Source organism: Psychromicrobium silvestre (genome assembly GCF_013408295.1).
GTDB lineage: Bacteria > Actinomycetota > Actinomycetes > Actinomycetales > Micrococcaceae > Renibacterium > Renibacterium silvestre.
Window position 1 is genome coordinate 618,620 of record NZ_JACBYQ010000001.1, and the last position, 15,542, is coordinate 634,161.

Annotated in this window: 16 protein-coding genes; 10 read left to right on the forward strand and 6 right to left on the reverse strand. The window is 58.5% G+C overall.

Annotation, left to right across the window (positions count from 1 at the left end; all coding sequences use genetic code 11):
- Positions 1-116: 116 nt before the first annotated feature.
- On the reverse strand, positions 117-1,052 hold the full coding sequence (locus FHU41_RS02925) for a phosphotransferase (protein WP_179388138.1): 936 nt from the start codon (positions 1,050-1,052) through the stop codon (positions 117-119).
- Positions 1,053-1,299: 247 nt separating this feature from the next.
- On the opposite strand from FHU41_RS02925, the gene FHU41_RS02930 reads away from it, so the two are divergent.
- Positions 1,300-1,761, forward strand: coding sequence for an NUDIX hydrolase (locus tag FHU41_RS02930; protein ID WP_179388139.1), 462 nt, complete (start codon positions 1,300-1,302; stop codon positions 1,759-1,761).
- A gap of 221 nt (positions 1,762-1,982) precedes the next feature.
- Here the strand turns inward: FHU41_RS02930 and rpsT are convergent, their stop codons facing one another.
- Together rpsT and FHU41_RS02940 are read right to left on the reverse strand one after the other, a co-directional pair.
- Entirely contained in the window at positions 1,983-2,246 is a 264-nt protein-coding gene (gene rpsT / locus FHU41_RS02935) for a 30S ribosomal protein S20 (protein ID WP_179388140.1), read from the reverse strand.
- A 173-nt stretch (positions 2,247-2,419) separates the two neighbouring features.
- Positions 2,420-2,836 (reverse strand): type II toxin-antitoxin system PemK/MazF family toxin, encoded by a 417-nt coding sequence (locus FHU41_RS02940; RefSeq protein WP_179388141.1) that lies wholly within the window; start codon positions 2,834-2,836, stop codon positions 2,420-2,422.
- A 67-nt stretch (positions 2,837-2,903) separates the two neighbouring features.
- On the opposite strand from FHU41_RS02940, the gene lepA reads away from it, so the two are divergent.
- Both lepA and hemW read left to right on the forward strand, forming a co-directional pair.
- Positions 2,904-4,757: a translation elongation factor 4 gene (lepA, locus tag FHU41_RS02945; protein WP_179388142.1), complete on the forward strand. Its 1,854-nt coding sequence runs from the start codon at positions 2,904-2,906 to the stop codon at positions 4,755-4,757.
- Positions 4,758-5,987, forward strand: a complete 1,230-nt coding sequence (gene hemW, locus FHU41_RS02950; RefSeq protein WP_179388143.1) for a radical SAM family heme chaperone HemW — start codon at positions 4,758-4,760, stop codon at positions 5,985-5,987.
- Here hemW and FHU41_RS02955 read toward each other — a convergent pair.
- Both FHU41_RS02955 and FHU41_RS02960 read right to left on the reverse strand, forming a co-directional pair.
- The gene (locus FHU41_RS02955) at positions 5,970-6,389 is read right to left on the reverse strand and encodes a DUF4870 domain-containing protein (protein WP_343046231.1); all 420 of its coding nucleotides are present in this window, start codon (positions 6,387-6,389) and stop codon (positions 5,970-5,972) included. The two genes, hemW and FHU41_RS02955, sit on opposite strands and share 18 nt — an antisense overlap.
- A 55-nt stretch (positions 6,390-6,444) precedes the next feature.
- Positions 6,445-7,314, reverse strand: a complete 870-nt coding sequence (locus tag FHU41_RS02960; RefSeq protein WP_179388145.1) for a DUF3097 family protein — start codon at positions 7,312-7,314, stop codon at positions 6,445-6,447.
- A 148-nt stretch (positions 7,315-7,462) separates the two neighbouring features.
- Between FHU41_RS02960 and hrcA the strand changes: the two genes are divergently transcribed.
- Genes hrcA through FHU41_RS02975 form a run of 3 tightly spaced genes read left to right on the forward strand, consistent with a single transcriptional unit; the run spans position 7,463 to position 10,421 of the window.
- Complete coding sequence (hrcA, locus tag FHU41_RS02965; protein WP_179388146.1) at positions 7,463-8,473, forward strand: heat-inducible transcriptional repressor HrcA; 1,011 nt, start codon at positions 7,463-7,465, stop codon at positions 8,471-8,473.
- 41 nt (positions 8,474-8,514) lie between these two features.
- Entirely contained in the window at positions 8,515-9,648 is a 1,134-nt protein-coding gene (dnaJ, locus tag FHU41_RS02970; RefSeq protein ID WP_179388147.1) for a molecular chaperone DnaJ, read from the forward strand.
- Positions 9,649-9,674: 26 nt separating this feature from the next.
- Positions 9,675-10,421 (forward strand): 16S rRNA (uracil(1498)-N(3))-methyltransferase, encoded by a 747-nt coding sequence (locus FHU41_RS02975; RefSeq protein WP_179388148.1) that lies wholly within the window; start codon positions 9,675-9,677, stop codon positions 10,419-10,421.
- 44 nt (positions 10,422-10,465) lie between these two features.
- Here the strand turns inward: FHU41_RS02975 and FHU41_RS02980 are convergent, their stop codons facing one another.
- On the reverse strand, positions 10,466-11,353 hold the full coding sequence (locus tag FHU41_RS02980; RefSeq protein WP_179388149.1) for a GerMN domain-containing protein: 888 nt from the start codon (positions 11,351-11,353) through the stop codon (positions 10,466-10,468).
- Positions 11,354-11,676: 323 nt separating this feature from the next.
- Here FHU41_RS02980 and FHU41_RS02985 point away from each other — a divergent pair, with 323 nt between their 5' ends.
- From FHU41_RS02985 to era, 4 genes are read left to right on the forward strand one after another with little or no spacing between them, the layout of a single operon-like run.
- Positions 11,677-12,711, forward strand: a complete 1,035-nt coding sequence (locus FHU41_RS02985; protein ID WP_179388150.1) for a PhoH family protein — start codon at positions 11,677-11,679, stop codon at positions 12,709-12,711.
- Complete coding sequence (gene ybeY / locus FHU41_RS02990; RefSeq protein WP_179388151.1) at positions 12,708-13,181, forward strand: rRNA maturation RNase YbeY; 474 nt, start codon at positions 12,708-12,710, stop codon at positions 13,179-13,181. The genes FHU41_RS02985 and ybeY overlap by 4 nt, the downstream gene beginning before the upstream one ends.
- Positions 13,178-14,506, forward strand: coding sequence for a CBS domain-containing protein (locus tag FHU41_RS02995; protein ID WP_179388152.1), 1,329 nt, complete (start codon positions 13,178-13,180; stop codon positions 14,504-14,506). Before ybeY ends, FHU41_RS02995 begins: the two co-directional genes overlap by 4 nt.
- The gene (era, locus tag FHU41_RS03000; RefSeq protein WP_179388153.1) at positions 14,503-15,444 is read left to right on the forward strand and encodes a GTPase Era; all 942 of its coding nucleotides are present in this window, start codon (positions 14,503-14,505) and stop codon (positions 15,442-15,444) included. The genes FHU41_RS02995 and era overlap by 4 nt, the downstream gene beginning before the upstream one ends.
- The last annotated feature ends 98 nt before the right edge of the window (positions 15,445-15,542 follow it).

The following is a 15,542-nucleotide window of genomic DNA, read 5'->3' on the forward strand; positions in this document are numbered from 1 at the left end:
CGTTAGGGGACGACGACCTCAGTCGGTGATGCTGGTCTTTGTGCCAACGAATCGACGATGCATGAAGCTACATCATGAAGAAGTAGGCACCTTTTCCCAGTTGTTAGGCGGAAGCTCTAGCGGATACCAGCTCTTCTCAATCGTTCAGATGTTTGCAGCGTGAGCGCGTCCAAGGCAACCGGTGGAGAGCGAAAGAGGCTTTCGCCGCGGGCATTGTGCAATGCGGGCCACAAGCTCGCGGCCCAGGCAACTTCATGCTCCTCCTGGGTAAATGACCTGCCTCGCGCCTGTTGATAAGCATCGATGAATTCCTGCGAGTCTTCGAGCGGTGCCAACGTCGGGATGGTGGTACTGACAAAGGCTCCGGAAGCGGCACCGACGATAGCCGCTTCCGGTAGCGCGACGAGGCTATCCCAATCATGGACCGCCCATGGGAGATCTTCATTCCAGCGTAGGTTCTGACTCTCCCAGTCACCGTGTCCGACAACTAGAGGTAGCACTGTCCGCGACAGCCGGTTCGAGACCGCGCGGGCTACGGTGTGTAGGTGGCTAGGCACGAGGTTTTGATTCATGGCGTCTATGGCGGGATTTTGGGGCCACAGATCGCCGGTTGCCGGATTCCAGTGCATCCATGGTGGGGGTGAACCAAGCCCGGTGGGGGATTGCTTCTCAAGAAGTTCTAGCAGTTCTGCGAGAAGTTTGGCGGATCGAATAGCGAAGGAATTTCCTCCGCCAGAGTACATTTCGCCGCCAGGTCGCCACGTTTCTGCACTTACAACGAAGCCCGATTCAAGGGTGTGAGCATCTGTCACAGGCTGAGCGCACGGGAAATCAGTATCTGCCGCGATGCGCTGAAGCTGAAGGCATCGGCGGACCTTTTCCGTGGATTCAAACCGGAGTTTGACCGCAACAGTACCGAGGTCATCGGAGTCATATTGGAACTGTTGAGACATTTCACCGCCAGCCTCGGGCCGCAAGGGAGTGAGAACACCGTGCCCAAACATGCGGAAACACCATTCCTGGACCCGAACGGAATCTGCTGTTGCCACCATCGTTTGATTCTACAAACAGGGACCAAATAGCTAGTTTCAAAGTTGACCATCGTGCAGGGGCTGGCATCCAGCTGCTGCTACTCGCCCCTGAAGTGTCTTCCACCAAAAAACGAAAACAGACGACGGCGTATCGAACCGTAACCGTCCCGCATACGTTGCCGTTACGGACGGCAAAGTCAACAATAATGAATCCAGACGTGGCTGCGAACAACTAGACCGTAATGCCGTTCTAAGGAGATAGATACTGATGGTTGATAGGTTCCAAGTAGTCCCTGCCAGCTATGTGGTCTTTCGACGCGGGGATCTAGTATTGCTTCAGTTGCGTCATGGCACCGGATACATGGATGGATACTGGTCCACCGCTGCCGCTGGCCATATCGAAGCGAACGAATCTGCCGCTCAAACGGCAATACGCGAAGCCAACGAAGAGCTCGGCGTATTCATTACCCCTGAGCAATTAGTTCCGTTGACCGTGATGCACCGAACTCAAGGAAATGGTCATGCTATTGATGAGCGCGTCGACTTCTTTTTCGTGTGTACTGCTTGGCGGGGCGAGCCTCAGATGATGGAGCCAGAAAAGGTCGCTGATCTTAGATGGTTCCCCCTCGACGACCTGCCGGCTGCCCTGGTTCCTCACGAGCGATATGTTTTTGAGCGTCTAGAATCCGGGCTGACATCCATCACCGCTTATGGGTTTGCGACGAACTAGCTTCGTCCGGCTTCGTCCGGCTACGGTTCCGCGAGCGCACCACCTAAGCCACTAGGCTTAGCGTCGGATATTGGCCTTAACCGCATCGCGGTGCGCTGCCAGCGGGGGACGGGGACATTACTATCAGGTCGATGAGGCAGCAGTTTTCAAACTGACCCTATTGCTTAAAAGACTGTTGGCCAGCCCCCATAAGGGACCAGCCAACAATTCTTGAGGATCAATTAGCCTAGACGGCTGACCTTCTTGGAGATCGCAGACTTGCGGTTAGCAGCCTGATTGGCGTGGATAACGCCCTTGCTGGCTGCCTTGTCGAGCTTGCGGCCAGCGGTGGCCAGGGCCGCGCTAGCGTTTTCCTTATCGCCCGACTCAATCGCTTCGTTGACGGCGCGAACGGCCGTCTTCAGCTCGGATCGGACAGCAACATTGCGCTGACGCGCCTTCTCGTTGGTGAGAATGCGCTTCTTCTGGGACTTGATATTAGCCACGTATGAACTCTCTGTATAAAACGGAATTGGTCTAGAGGGCGTTGAACCAGCCATTGACAGCGGCGTGGGGATGCTCGATTATGGTGAACGTCCGGCTGGTCCGTCGTGCCCGCCGACCTGCGCGGACACACAGCATCAGAGTTTAGCAGAGTATCGCTTCCCTTGCCGCAGCTTCACTGCCAGCCGTGTCGCTGTCTCAAGGCTTCTGCTACCTGCTCGAAACGATCGGCTATCAGCACTGTGCCCTCGCGGCGAATCTTTTCGCTCGCAATCCGCAGGATTCTATCCACCCTAACCTCGCTGGGCCGCCGTCGTTCATCCCAAGCGCCGGTTCCCACGTCAACGTAATCCCGATGCGTGCGTTCATCTACTTCGCTGCCGTGGACATGGTCCTTACTCGTCATCATGAGGCCTAGCAGCCACTCTCGGTCTCTGCCGATCAGGAGCACCGGGCGGTCTTTTCCTTGCGCGGGATCATCCTCGTACGGCACCCAGGTCCAGACAATCTCACCCGGATCCGGTTCACCATCCGGTTTCGGCGCATAACTGACTACGCCACGGCCCTGATAGTCCTCGGGAAAGTCACCCACATGGCTAGCTTATGGGAGAATTGAATTTGCTCCATTGAAGGGAGTGCCTCAACAGTAAGGAAGCTCTGTGTCACCCATGGCCCGCACCGCACCGGTGCCCGCCGCGACCGATCCGGCGATCATCAGGAATTTCTGCATCATCGCCCATATCGACCACGGGAAATCCACTCTCGCGGACCGGATGCTGCAACTGACCGGCGTCGTCGAGCAGCGCGATATGAAGGCCCAGTACCTGGACCGGATGGACATCGAACGCGAACGCGGCATTACGATCAAATCGCAAGCCGTCCGACTTCCCTGGGAACTCGACGGCGAGAGCTATTGCCTGAACATGATCGATACCCCCGGGCACGTTGACTTCACCTACGAGGTATCTCGCTCACTGGCAGCCTGCGAAGGAGCCATCCTCCTGGTTGACGCCGCTCAGGGCATTGAGGCACAGACCCTGGCCAATCTGTACCTGGCGATGGAGAACAACCTCACCATTATTCCGGTGCTGAACAAGATCGATCTGCCGGCCGCTCAGCCGGAGAAGTATGCCGCCGAACTAGCCAATCTGATTGGCGGCGATCCGGAAGATGTTTTGCTGGTCTCCGGGAAGACCGGTGCCGGAGTAGAGGCTCTGCTGGATAAGATTGTTCGCGACCTGCCCGCCCCGGTTGGCGATCCGAACGCCCCCGCCCGGGCCATGATTTTCGACTCGGTCTACGACACCTATCGCGGCGTGGTGACCTATGTTCGGGTGGTGGACGGCAGTCTTAGCCCGCGTGAGCGTATTCAGATGATGTCCACCCGGGCCAGCCATGAACTCCTCGAAATAGGAGTCAGCTCTCCTGAGCCAACTCCCTCGAAGGGCTTGGGCGTGGGTGAGGTCGGTTACTTGATCACCGGAGTGAAGGACGTCCGGCAGTCCAAGGTCGGCGATACCGTGACCAATCTGGCCAAACCCGCCTTGGAGTCGTTGAGCGGCTACGCCGACGCCAAGCCCATGGTGTTCTCGGGGCTATACCCCTTGGATGGCACAGATTATCCGGTGCTCCGCGATGCGCTGGAAAAACTGATGTTAAACGACGCCGCGCTCGTGTATGAACCCGAGACCTCTGCGGCCCTCGGTTTCGGCTTCCGCGTTGGCTTCCTGGGATTGCTGCACCTCGAAATCACTCGTGAGCGGCTGGAGCGCGAGTACAACCTCGATCTCATCTCTACCGCCCCCAATGTGGAGTACCAGGTAACGCTCGAGGACAAGAAAATCGTGCACGTCACCAACCCCAGCGAGTACCCCACGGGCAAAATCTCTGAGGTCCGGGAACCGATGGTGTCCGCCACGATTCTGGCTCCGAACGAGTTTGTTGGTTCCATTATGGAACTTTGCCAAGGGCGACGTGGTCAGATGCGCGGCATGGACTACCTCTCCGAGGATCGGGTAGAGCTGCGCTACTGGATTCCGTTGGCCGAGATCGTGTTCGACTTCTTCGACCTCCTGAAGTCCAAGACGCGCGGTTACGCCTCGCTGGACTGGAAGGCCGACGGCGAGCAGGTCGCCGATCTAGTCAAGGTTGACATTCTGCTCCAGGGCGAACAGGTGGATGCTTTCAGCGCCATCACACACCGCGATAAGGCCTATGCCTATGGTGTGATGATGACGGGCAAGCTCCGCGAGCTCATCCCACGGCAGCAGTTCGAGGTGCCTATTCAGGCAGCCATCGGGGCACGGATTATTGCTCGAGAGAGTATCCGGGCCATCCGTAAGGACGTTCTTGCCAAGTGCTACGGCGGTGACATCACCCGTAAGCGCAAGCTTCTGGAAAAGCAGAAGGAAGGCAAGAAGCGGATGAAGATGGTTGGCCGGGTAGAGGTTCCCCAAGAGGCATTTATCGCTGCTCTAACCACCGACGAGTCCAAGGACAAGGCCAGGAAGTAAATGCCAAGCGTCCTTCCTTTGGGTGATCCTGCGCCCGCGGATGGGCTGTTGCCTCCGCAGGTGCTGACCGACGTCGGTCACCGCAAGTTTGGCCTTTATGTACACATACCTTTCTGCGCCGTGCGCTGCGGCTATTGCGATTTCAATACCTACACTGCCGTTGAACTGGGCGGCGGAGCCTCGCAGGCGGCCTACGCCGGGACGGCTGTGCAGGAGATTGATTTCGCGGCCAAGGTTCTGCAAAAACTGCCGGAACGGAAGCTCAGCACGGTGTTCTTCGGCGGTGGCACCCCTACTTTGCTGCCCGCTGAGGACCTGGCAACCATCCTGACTACCGCCGTCGAACGCTGGGGGATTGAGTCGGGAGCCGAGGTCACCACCGAAGCCAATCCGGATTCGGTGACCCCGCAAAGCCTGGAGAGATTAGCTCAGGCGGGCTTCACCCGAGTCTCTTTCGGCATGCAGTCCGCAGTACCGAGCGTGCTCAAGGTACTTGATCGCACCCACCAGCCGGAGCGAGTTCCGCAAGCCGTCGCCTGGGCTAGGGAAGCCGGGCTAAAGGTCAGTATCGACCTGATCTATGGCACTCCCGGTGAGTCGATGGCGGACTGGCGTACCTCGGTCGAGGCCGCCCTGAACTACCAGCCGGATCATCTCTCCGCTTATGCACTCATTATCGAAGAGGGCACCAAACTTGCCGCTCAAATCCGTCGCGGCCAGGTGCCAATGATCGATGACGACGACCATGCCGAAAAGTACTTACTCGCCGAGGAACTGCTTACCGAAGGCGGCCTGAGTTGGTACGAAGTGAGCAACTGGGCACGCACCCCGGAAGATGCCTGCCAGCACAATCTCGCCTATTGGCGTGGAGACGACTGGTGGGGAATCGGTCCCGGTGCGCACTCCCATGCTGGGGGAGTGCGTTGGTGGAATGTAAAGCATCCGCTGGCTTACTCTCAGCGATTGCAGGGCGGGGTTTCCCCGGCTGCAGGCAGGGAAACCCTGGATCCAGCTACCCGTGAAGTGGAACGGGTAATGCTCGGTGCACGTTTAGCGGAGGGCTTGGAGATTGCATCGCTATCGGCCAGCGGGAAAAAGAGCGTTGCTTCGCTGATCGCGCGGGAACTCATCGATCCCGCCGCGGCTTTCCGGGGGCGCTTGGTACTCACCCTCTCCGGACGGCTCTTAGCGGATGGTGTGGTTCGCGAATTGCTAGCGGATCAGGCGTAGGTTCAGCGGATAGCGGAATGGGTTACCCTTATTGACCTGGACCGCTGCAATGACCGAATAGACGGTGAGGAAAACCCAGATCACCACGGCTAGAATCGCGAAAATACTGCCGAAACCAGGTACTACAAGCGCCAAGACGTTTGCCACCAGAGCCAAAATCGTCGGCGGCAGGGTGAAGTTGAGCGCCTCTTTCGACTCCTGTGCGGTAAAAGGTCCACGATCCTTGAAAATCAAATAAATCAGCAAGGCCGGGATGCAACCGAGGATGCCACCGCAGTGCGCTAAGAAAGCGAACTGCTTGTCTTCTGCTGCTGTCAGTGGCTGAGCTTGGGCGGATGCTGCTTGGAATTGCTGGGTGTGACGCTCCGGATGCCGTGAGCGGTCTTCACCGGGAAAACTCACTATCCTGTCCTCGCTCAATATCATCTGGTTTTGCTGGTCTACGGTGATCTTCTCTTCAGGATACGTCAGCGGTGAGGAAATCTATGACTTCTTCGATCCGTGCCAACAGACTGGGTTCCAGATCGGCGTAACTGTTCACCCGAGATAGCAGTCGCTTCCAGCCTTGAGCAATATCCGCCTGCTCGGCGTGTGGCCAACCAAAGGACTGCAAAATCCCGACTTTCCACTCAATATTGCGCGGAATCACCGGCCAAGCCTCAATACCCAACACCTTCGGCTTGATCACTTGCCAGACGTCAACGTAGGGGTGGCCCACGATGAGTACATTCCCGGTGGCTCCGGATACGGCCATCGCCTGCTCGGCGAGTCGCGATTCCTTGGAATTGGGCACCAAGTGGTCAACCAGAACACCCAGCCGTCGTTCCGGACCGGGCTGAAAATCCCTAATAGCACCGGGGAGGTCGTCGATTCCGCCCAGTGGCTCAACCACGATGCCTTCCAGTCGCAGGTCGTCACCCCAAACCTTCTCGACCAGTTCGGCGTCGTGCTTGCCTTCGACCCAGATCCGGCTTGCTCGCGCCACACGCGCTCGGGCGCCGGTTACCTTGACCGAGCCCGACGCCGTCCGGCCAGTTGCACTAACGGCTTGCCTTTGCGGGGCCACCACTTCAACCGGCGAGCCATCCACCAGGAAACCAAAACCGAGTTGGAAGGATTTGGTCTTTCCGCGCCGATCCTCAAGCACCATAATGTGCATTCCCCCGGACTTCTCGGTGCGCAGCACCGCGCCAACCCAGCCGGATTGAACATCTTCGAAAACCGCACCACGCTCGGCGGCGACCTGGGGCAATGCGGTACGACTCGGGCGCGCTAGCTCTTGGGCCGGGCCCCAGGAACCATAATCGAAGGAGGAAGATGAAGTCACCTGATAAGTCTGACCCACCGGGCGCTTCGCTAGGGGCTGACACGCTTGTCAAATGAATCACGGCTCGCGAAAGTATTAGACTTAGCACTTGAAGCAGGTGAGTGCTAGGTCAACTGCGGTTTGGTACGTTGAGGCGAAGAGGTGAGGGATGAGCGAGTTGCGTAAGCTCGAGGTCCTGCGCGCCATCGTCGAGGACTATGTGAATTCCCGGGAACCGGTCGGCTCGAAGGCTCTGGTTGATCGGCATCATCTGGGTGTTTCCAGTGCCACTATCCGCAACGATATGGCGGCGCTGGAAGAAGAGGGCTTGATCACCGCCCCACACACTTCCTCCGGTCGGATTCCCACCGATAAGGGATATCGGATGTTCGTGGACCGAATCACCGAGGTCAAGCCGCTCTCCGTAGCCGAAAAGCGAGCCATTCAGTCAGTGCTGAGTGGCTCGGCAGATCTGGATGATGTGCTGGAACGAACGGTACGGACACTAGCGCAGCTCACCAATCAGGTTGCCGTGGTGCAATATCCAACCTCCGCGAACGCCATAGTGCGGCATGTCGAATTCGTTCTACTCGCACCGCACCAAGCACTGGTGGTACTGATCCTGGACAGCGGAAAGGTGGAGCAGAGCGTCTTTGACCTTGGACAGCAACTCGACTCCGAACAACTCGCCGGGCTGCGTGGGCAGTTCCTCTCAACGCTTTCCGGCATCTCGGTCAACCAACTGCCCATCGTGCTCGACGCCCTATTGGCGCTCACCCCGGTGCAGCTCAGTGCTGCCGCCCAAGTTCTTGCCAATGGCTTGACCGCGTTAGCCCAAGCAGCCCGCGAGGAACGTTTTATGGTGGCCGGAACCGCGAACCTCACCCGATCCAATGTGGATTTCCCGCTCAGCATTGGCCCTGTGCTCGATGCTTTGGAGGAGCAAGTGGTGATGCTCCGGCTGCTTTCGGAGATGGCTCAGGACGCCAGGGGAGTCTCGGTCAGCATCGGTCGAGAGAATTCCTATGATTCGCTTTCCGAAGCCGCCGTGGTGGCCACCGTTTACGGTGCCGGAGACGCCAAACTCGGTGTGCTGGGCCCGATCAGAATGGACTACCCGAACACCATGGCCACGGTACGCGCGGTGGCCCGGTACCTCTCCCGCATTCTTGCCGGCTAAGCCGGTATCTTCAGTTTCCAAGAGAAAGAGAACGAGCAACATTGAGCAATCATTACGAGGTGTTGGGGGTTTCCCGCGATGCCACCGGTGAAGAGATCAAAAAGGCTTATCGGAAATTAGCCCGTCAATACCACCCCGATGTTTATGAGGGTGAAGATGCCGAGGAGAAATTCAAAGATGTCTCCCACGCCTATGAGGTGCTCTCCGACCCTCAGAAACGCCGGGTTTACGACACCACGGGCAATGAGAATGGAACCGATAACGGCTTCGGCGGCGGAGGGTTCTCCGGCCAAGGGTTTGCGTTCCAGGATATTTTTGAAACCTTCTTCGGCGGTCAGGGCGGCCAAGGTCAAGGCCCTGTTCCACGTACCCAGCGCGGTCAGGATGCCTTAATCGGAGTGCGCGTTGAGCTTCGCGATGCCGTTTTCGGCGTGAACAAGAAGATCGAAGTTGATACCGCGGTGGTGTGCCCCACCTGTAAGGGCTCCTGCTGTCGTGAGGGCACCACCGAACAGACTTGCGAGATTTGCCATGGCAGCGGCCAGGTGCAGCGTCCGGTGCGTTCCATTCTGGGGCAGGTAATGACCGTCGCCAGTTGCACCACCTGCCAGGGCCACGGCACCGTGATCCCGGACCCCTGTAACGAATGCATGGGGGAAGGCAGGGTACGCTCCCGCCGTTCGATCACCATCAAGGTTCCGGCTGGCGTCGATACCGGCACTCGGATCCAGCTCGGCAGGCAGGGGGAAGCCGGGCCGGCCGGTGGACCGGCGGGTGATCTTTATGTGGAGATCCGGGTCAACCGGGACGCTCTGTTCTCACGCGAGCGCGACGATCTGCACGCCAGTGTGAACGTGCCAATGACGGCTGCCGCGCTCGGCACCGAGCTGACCATCGACACTTTCGACGGCGCCCAGCAAGTCGGTGTAAAGCCGGGCACCCAGTCGGGTGAAACAGTGACCCTCAGAGGCCTAGGCGTGACCCATCTACGGGGACAGGGCCGTGGCGATCTGCGTATCGAACTAAAAGTGGAGACCCCCACCAAGGTGGACGCTGCTCAGGAGGAGCTGCTGAAGCAACTCGCCGCGCTACGCGGAGAGCAGTACACGGAGGGAAAGCTGGCGGCTTCCAACGGTATGTTTGCCAAGCTTCGGGACAAGCTCGGGCACCTCTAGAAGCTACTAGGCGCTAAGCTCTCAAGGTGACGAATCCGATCTTTTTCATCGACCCCGACGAGGTCCCCGAAGCTGCCGAAACCAGCCAAGAGCTGGAGCTCGGCGGCACCGAGGGACATCACGCGGCGACGGTTAAGCGGATTTCTGCCGGTGAGTTAGTGGATCTAGTCGATGGAAAAGGCCTGAGACTGGGCTGTACAGTGCTTTCTGCTACTCAGGGAGTGCTGCGGGTGCGGATTGATCAGCGGGTTCTGGAAGCCGCCCCTAAGCCGAGGTTGGTCCTTGTCCAGGCTCTAGCTAAGGACGGCCGAGACGAGCTAGCGATTGAAACCGCGACTGAGCTTGGCGTGGACGCCATCATCCCTTGGCAAGCCGACCGGTCGATCGTGAGGTGGAAAGCCGAACGGCTGCCAAAGTCCCTGGCGAAATGGCAGAAAACCGTTCAGGCGGCTGCTAAGCAAGCCCGGCGAGCCTGGATTCCCGAAGTCTTAGACCCGGTGGACAGCTCTAAGCTAGCGAAACTGGGAAGCACTGCGGCTTTAGTGGTTCTGCACGAACAGGCTTCCACCACTACCGCCGAACTGGCTGGGTTGGATCAGGCCGAGGAGCTTTTACTGATCGTGGGCCCGGAGGGCGGGATCAGCGAGCGGGAACTCGGGCTATTCCAGGAGGCCGGGGGCCATCAGCTAAGGCTTGGCCCACACGTGCTGCGTTCCTCAACCGCCGGGCCGGCCGCCGTCGCCCTGCTCAGCGTAAAGCTAGGTCGCTGGTAAAGCAGCTTCCGCGGAGCTCACTTCCTGCTGGTTATTTTTGGCGGTTATTTCACTGTGAAGGACTTGCTGTCCATATTCAACCGCACGCTCGGCTGTCTCGGATCAACACTGTAAACCAGCAGATCGTACTGGCCAGGTGGGGGATTGATACTAAAGGCAAAGCTCCGGTTTGGATCCTCGGTGAGCACCGGAGTAGTGCCGCTTTGATAATCAGCCTTACCTCCGGCAGGGTCCACTCTGACCACGGTCCATTTGACGGTAGTGGCCCCAACCGGACCCACCCCGGTAACGTCGATCGGACCGTTTTGCACCGTGGTGCCCTGCTGCGGGTAGATGATCCAAATAGGCGCCTGAACCGAAGCATCTCGGCTTAGAGTGCGATCCAATTTCACTTGATCGAAAGCCATGAAGTCGGTGTGTCCATCCACCAGAATGGATACCTGGACCGACTGGTTCGAGCTGATCAACCCGGCATTCGCTGCCGCCCCGGTGGCGGTATAGACCAGCTCTTGTACGGCCAGCTGCGCGGTGGGGTTGTCGATCCGCTGATTGAAGGCATCTGCGGAGATATCCACGGTGATGACGTTATTGGCGGAGATCGACGCCGCAATTTTGGATGCCTTGGACCAGGGCGTTGAGTAGTCCGGATCCAGTGGTTTACCGCTGGTCATTAACTGCAGTGCGGCCTGGATGGGATCGGCACCGGCCTCAAGTGGCAGGAACTCCCGGTAGAGCGCGGACTTATCATTACTGTGACCCAGCCAGTAGACCGGTACCTCGGCACTTGACTCTGCGGTTTCCAAGGAGCTGACCCCAGCAGTACCAACATCCGCTGAGGCATTGGTGGGCACATTTGTTGCCGAACCCAAGCTCGAGGCTTGACCACAGGCAGCGAGGAACAGCACACAGACAAGGGCAGCCAAAAGGCTCACCACCGTTGTTCTAGTGTTCGTTCTCCTGCTAATGCGTCGAATTGTTCGGCCTCTGCTTTCTCTGATCGGATTCGTCCCCCGCAGGGCACGTCCTCCAGCTTTACACAGGGGCAAAGCTGGAATCTGCCACTTTCTGGCCTGCACAGTAAATGCAACCAGATCGCAATAGTTCTGAGACCGAGGTGAGACCAAGGCAGCAGGTTCTCTGAAGTTCGCGGCGAGCAGCGGAATACCTTCCGCGAACACAAGTTAAGATAGTAAAAGCATTTCAGAAGAAATTCCGGACTCTCATGAAAGTGAGCTCAGGCCCTCAGGCCGCTGCTATGACTGATTCAACCGCAAGCTTGACGCCGAGCGACTTCCCACGCACCGTGGCAGGGGTCCGCACCGAATCCATCACCTTCGATAGCACTGAGCAGATGGTCGCCTCCCTGGGCGGTCAGGACCAGGCCTTGCGGGCCATCGAAAGGCACTTTCCGGGAATCGATTTTCACGCCCGCGGCAATGAGCTTTCCATCTCCGGACCAGAAGCCGAGGTTCCTAGGATCGTCCGGCTGTTTGCGGAGATCAGGGCGCTAGTGTTGCGGCAGAGCGTGATCACCCCGCAGGTCATTGAGCAATTGGTAAGCATGCTGGCCACCCAGAGTAATCCGGTGGATGTGCTCACCCACAACATCCTGACTAGCCGCGGCCGCACAATTAGACCGAAGACGCTCAATCAGAAGAGTTACGTGGATGCCATCGACGCCCACACCATCGTCTTCGGCATTGGCCCGGCAGGCACCGGCAAGACCTATTTGGCGATGGCCAAAGCGGTGCAAGCACTTCAGCAGAAAGAAGTTAGTCGGATCATCTTGACCAGGCCGGCGGTGGAAGCCGGAGAGAGGCTGGGCTTCCTGCCGGGCACTTTGAGTGACAAAATCGATCCCTATTTGCGCCCGCTCTACGATGCCCTGCACGACATGATCGATCCGGAGACCATTCCCCGGTTGATGGCTGCGGGCACCATCGAGGTGGCGCCGCTAGCCTATATGCGCGGCCGCACCCTCAACGACGCCTTCATCATCCTGGACGAAGCGCAGAACACCACTGCGGAACAGATGAAGATGTTCCTGACCAGGCTTGGTTTCGGCTCGAAAATGGTCGTTACCGGCGATGTCACCCAAGTGGACCTACCCGGCGGGGTGCGCTCCGGCTTACGGGTAGTGGAAGGTATTTTGCACCAGATCGAAGGCATCGCCTTTTCGAACCTGGAAGCGGCCGACGTCGTGAGGCACCGTTTGGTGGGCGATATTGTCACCGCCTATGCCAACTGGGCGGAAAAGAATCAAGAGAACGAGAGAGCGCGGCAGCGATGAGCATCGAGATCAACAACGAATCCGGTGTAGCGGCTCCGGAAGAGGAACTGGTGCGGTTGGCCCGTTACGTCTTCGAGCAATTGCACCTGCATCCGCAGACCGAACTGTCCATTATTCTGGCGGACCGGGAGGCGATAGAGAAACTGCATCTGGAGTGGATGGATGAGCCTGGAGCCACCGATGTGCTCTCCTTCCCGATGGATGAATTGCGACCGGGTACCTCCGCCCGTCCGGCTCCGGCAGGTCTGCTCGGAGATATTGTGATCTGCCCGCAGGTGGCTCAAGAACAAGCTCAGGCCGGTGGACACAGCACCGAGGACGAAGTGTTGTTGCTGGCGACCCACGGAATGCTTCATTTGCTGGGTTACGATCACGGGGAGCCTGAGGAGAAAGCGGTAATGTTTGCCCTGCAACGCGAGTTGCTAAGCGCGTTCCTGGGGCGCGATGCCCCCGCGGAGACCACCGCGTGATAACTGCTGTCCTCACCGTCATGGGGCTGTTCTTTGTGGCAGCCGCGGGCGTGCTCACAATGGCGGAGGCCGCGCTGAATTTTCTGCCTCGGCACGAAACGGAAGCGATCCAGGAAGAACGCGATCCCGTTCGCCGACGACGGCAGGCGGCTTTGCGGAGCATTTTGGACCATCCAATTGCTCATCAGAATGCGCTGAGATTCTGGCGTATTTGGTTCGAGATGGCGGCTGCCGTTGCGGTCGCCATGCTGTTCTTGAACCTGATCGACAATCTTTGGATTGCGGGGCTACTGGCCACCGTGGTGATGGCGGGCATCGGCTTCGTACTGGTCGGAGTTTCACCCCGCCAGTTTGGACGCCTACATCCGCTTGCCGTGCTGCGTGCCACCGGCTGGCTGGTCCGGTTGCTGTGCTGGGTGCTCGGCCCTATTCCACGTTGGCTGATCAATCTGGGTAATGTGATTGCCCCCGGTGCCCCACGAACCGAGAATGCCTTCGCCTCTGAGGAGGAGTTCCGCGAATTCGTGGATCGAGCCAGCGAGTCCGACATGATCGAAGACGACGAGGCCGAACTGATTCAGAGCGTTTTCGAACTCGACGACACCCTAGTGCGTGCCGTTATGGTGCCACGTACCGATATTGTCAGCATCGAACGCGGCTCAACGATTAAACAAGCACTGGCGCTCTTCATTCGCTCCGGCTATTCCCGGGTACCTGTGATCGGCGAAGACGCGGACGATGTACTGGGCGTGCTCTACCTCAAGGACGTAGTGGCCACCCAGGAACGCCTGACGGCGGGCCAGCCGGAACCTTCTGTGGAGCAACTTAGCCGCGAAGTGCGCTACGTCCCGGAGTCCAAGCCGGTGGGGGATCTACTTAAGGAACTACAGCTGGAATCCACCCATGTGGCCATTGTGATCGATGAATATGGTGGCACCGCTGGATTGGTTACCCTGGAGGATCTGATTGAAGAGATCGTCGGCGAAATCGTAGATGAATACGATTCCGAAGGCCCTGAGGTCGAGGAAATCGCCCCGGATAGCTATCGGGTGACCGCCAAGATGAGCATTGACGATCTGGGGGAGCTTTTTGACCTTGATCTGGAAGACGACGAAGTGGACACCGTAGGCGGGTTACTGGCCAAGTACCTGGGCAGGGTGCCCATCGTCGGCAGCGAGGTACAGATCGATGGTATTAACCTGCGCGCCGAACGGCTGGAAGGCCGGCGCAACCGGGTGAGCCATTTGATCGCCAGCCGAATAGCCACCGAAGACAACGAAGATCAGCAACACGACCCCGACGCTCCAGGAAACGGAAAACCATGACTGAAAATAGCTCCGAAGGCAGCTACCGCGCAGGCTTCGCGGTTCTGGTTGGCCGACCCAACGCCGGAAAATCGACCCTAACCAATGCCTTGGTGGGCCAGAAGGTCGCGATCACCTCCGCCAAGCCGCAAACCACCAGGCACACCATTCGCGGCATCGTGCATCGTGAGGACTTTCAGCTCATCCTGGTGGATACCCCCGGACTACACCGACCACGGACGCTGTTAGGACAACGACTGAACGATTTGGTCGCCGGAACACTCTCCGAGGTGGACACCATTGGTTTCTGCCTGCCTGCGAATGAAAAAATCGGCCCGGGAGATCGCTTCATTGCCAATCAGTTGGCCGCACTGCCGAATAAACCGATCATCGCCCTGGTAACCAAAACCGATCTGGTTTCCCGCGCCGCCCTCACCGAGCACCTGATCGCCGTCGAGGCACTGGGACGTGAGGTTTTAGGTGGCCTCGGCTTCGCCGACGTCGTGCCGGTTTCTGCAGCCGAGGACTTTCAGGTGGACACCGTGGCTAAAGTGCTGGCCGGTCATATGCCGGTTTCCCCTCCGCTCTATCCGGAAGGCGAATTGACCGACGAACCGGTGGCCGTGATGGTAGCCGAGCTGATTCGGGAAGCTGCCCTAGAAGGGGTCCGGGACGAATTGCCGCACTCGCTGGCCGTGGTGGTTGAGGAGATCCAGGAGCGAGAGGGACGCAGCGAGGATAATCCTTTACTGGATGTGCATGTCAACCTCTATGTGGAGCGTTCCTCGCAGAAAGCCATCATCATCGGAAAGGGTGGCGCCAGGCTGCGCGATGTCGGCAGCCGAGCGCGGCTGGGCATCGAGAAGCTGCTGGGTACTCGAATCTATCTCGACCTCCATGTCAAGGTGGCCAAGGACTGGCAGCGTGATCCGAAGCAACTCGGCAAGCTCGGCTTCTAACTCTGCTCATCCCTTCGGCGGGCCTGCACAGGCCCTTCCTAGGCCTGACAGGGAGGTTTCAAGGCCTCCGCCGCGTAGAATAAACGAATCTGTCACCG

Coding starts and splice junctions, on each gene's coding strand:
- ybeY (WP_179388151.1), top strand. CDS start 12,708: ATGAGCATCGAGATCAACAACGAATCCGGTGTAGCGGCTCCGGAAGAG.
- FHU41_RS02985 (WP_179388150.1), top strand. CDS start 11,677: ATGACTGATTCAACCGCAAGCTTGACGCCGAGCGACTTCCCACGCACC.
- FHU41_RS02930 (WP_179388139.1), top strand. CDS start 1,300: ATGGTTGATAGGTTCCAAGTAGTCCCTGCCAGCTATGTGGTCTTTCGA.
- era (WP_179388153.1), top strand. CDS start 14,503: ATGACTGAAAATAGCTCCGAAGGCAGCTACCGCGCAGGCTTCGCGGTT.
- hrcA (WP_179388146.1), top strand. CDS start 7,463: ATGAGCGAGTTGCGTAAGCTCGAGGTCCTGCGCGCCATCGTCGAGGAC.
- FHU41_RS02925 (WP_179388138.1), bottom strand. CDS start 1,052: ATGGTGGCAACAGCAGATTCCGTTCGGGTCCAGGAATGGTGTTTCCGC.
- hemW (WP_179388143.1), top strand. CDS start 4,758: ATGCCAAGCGTCCTTCCTTTGGGTGATCCTGCGCCCGCGGATGGGCTG.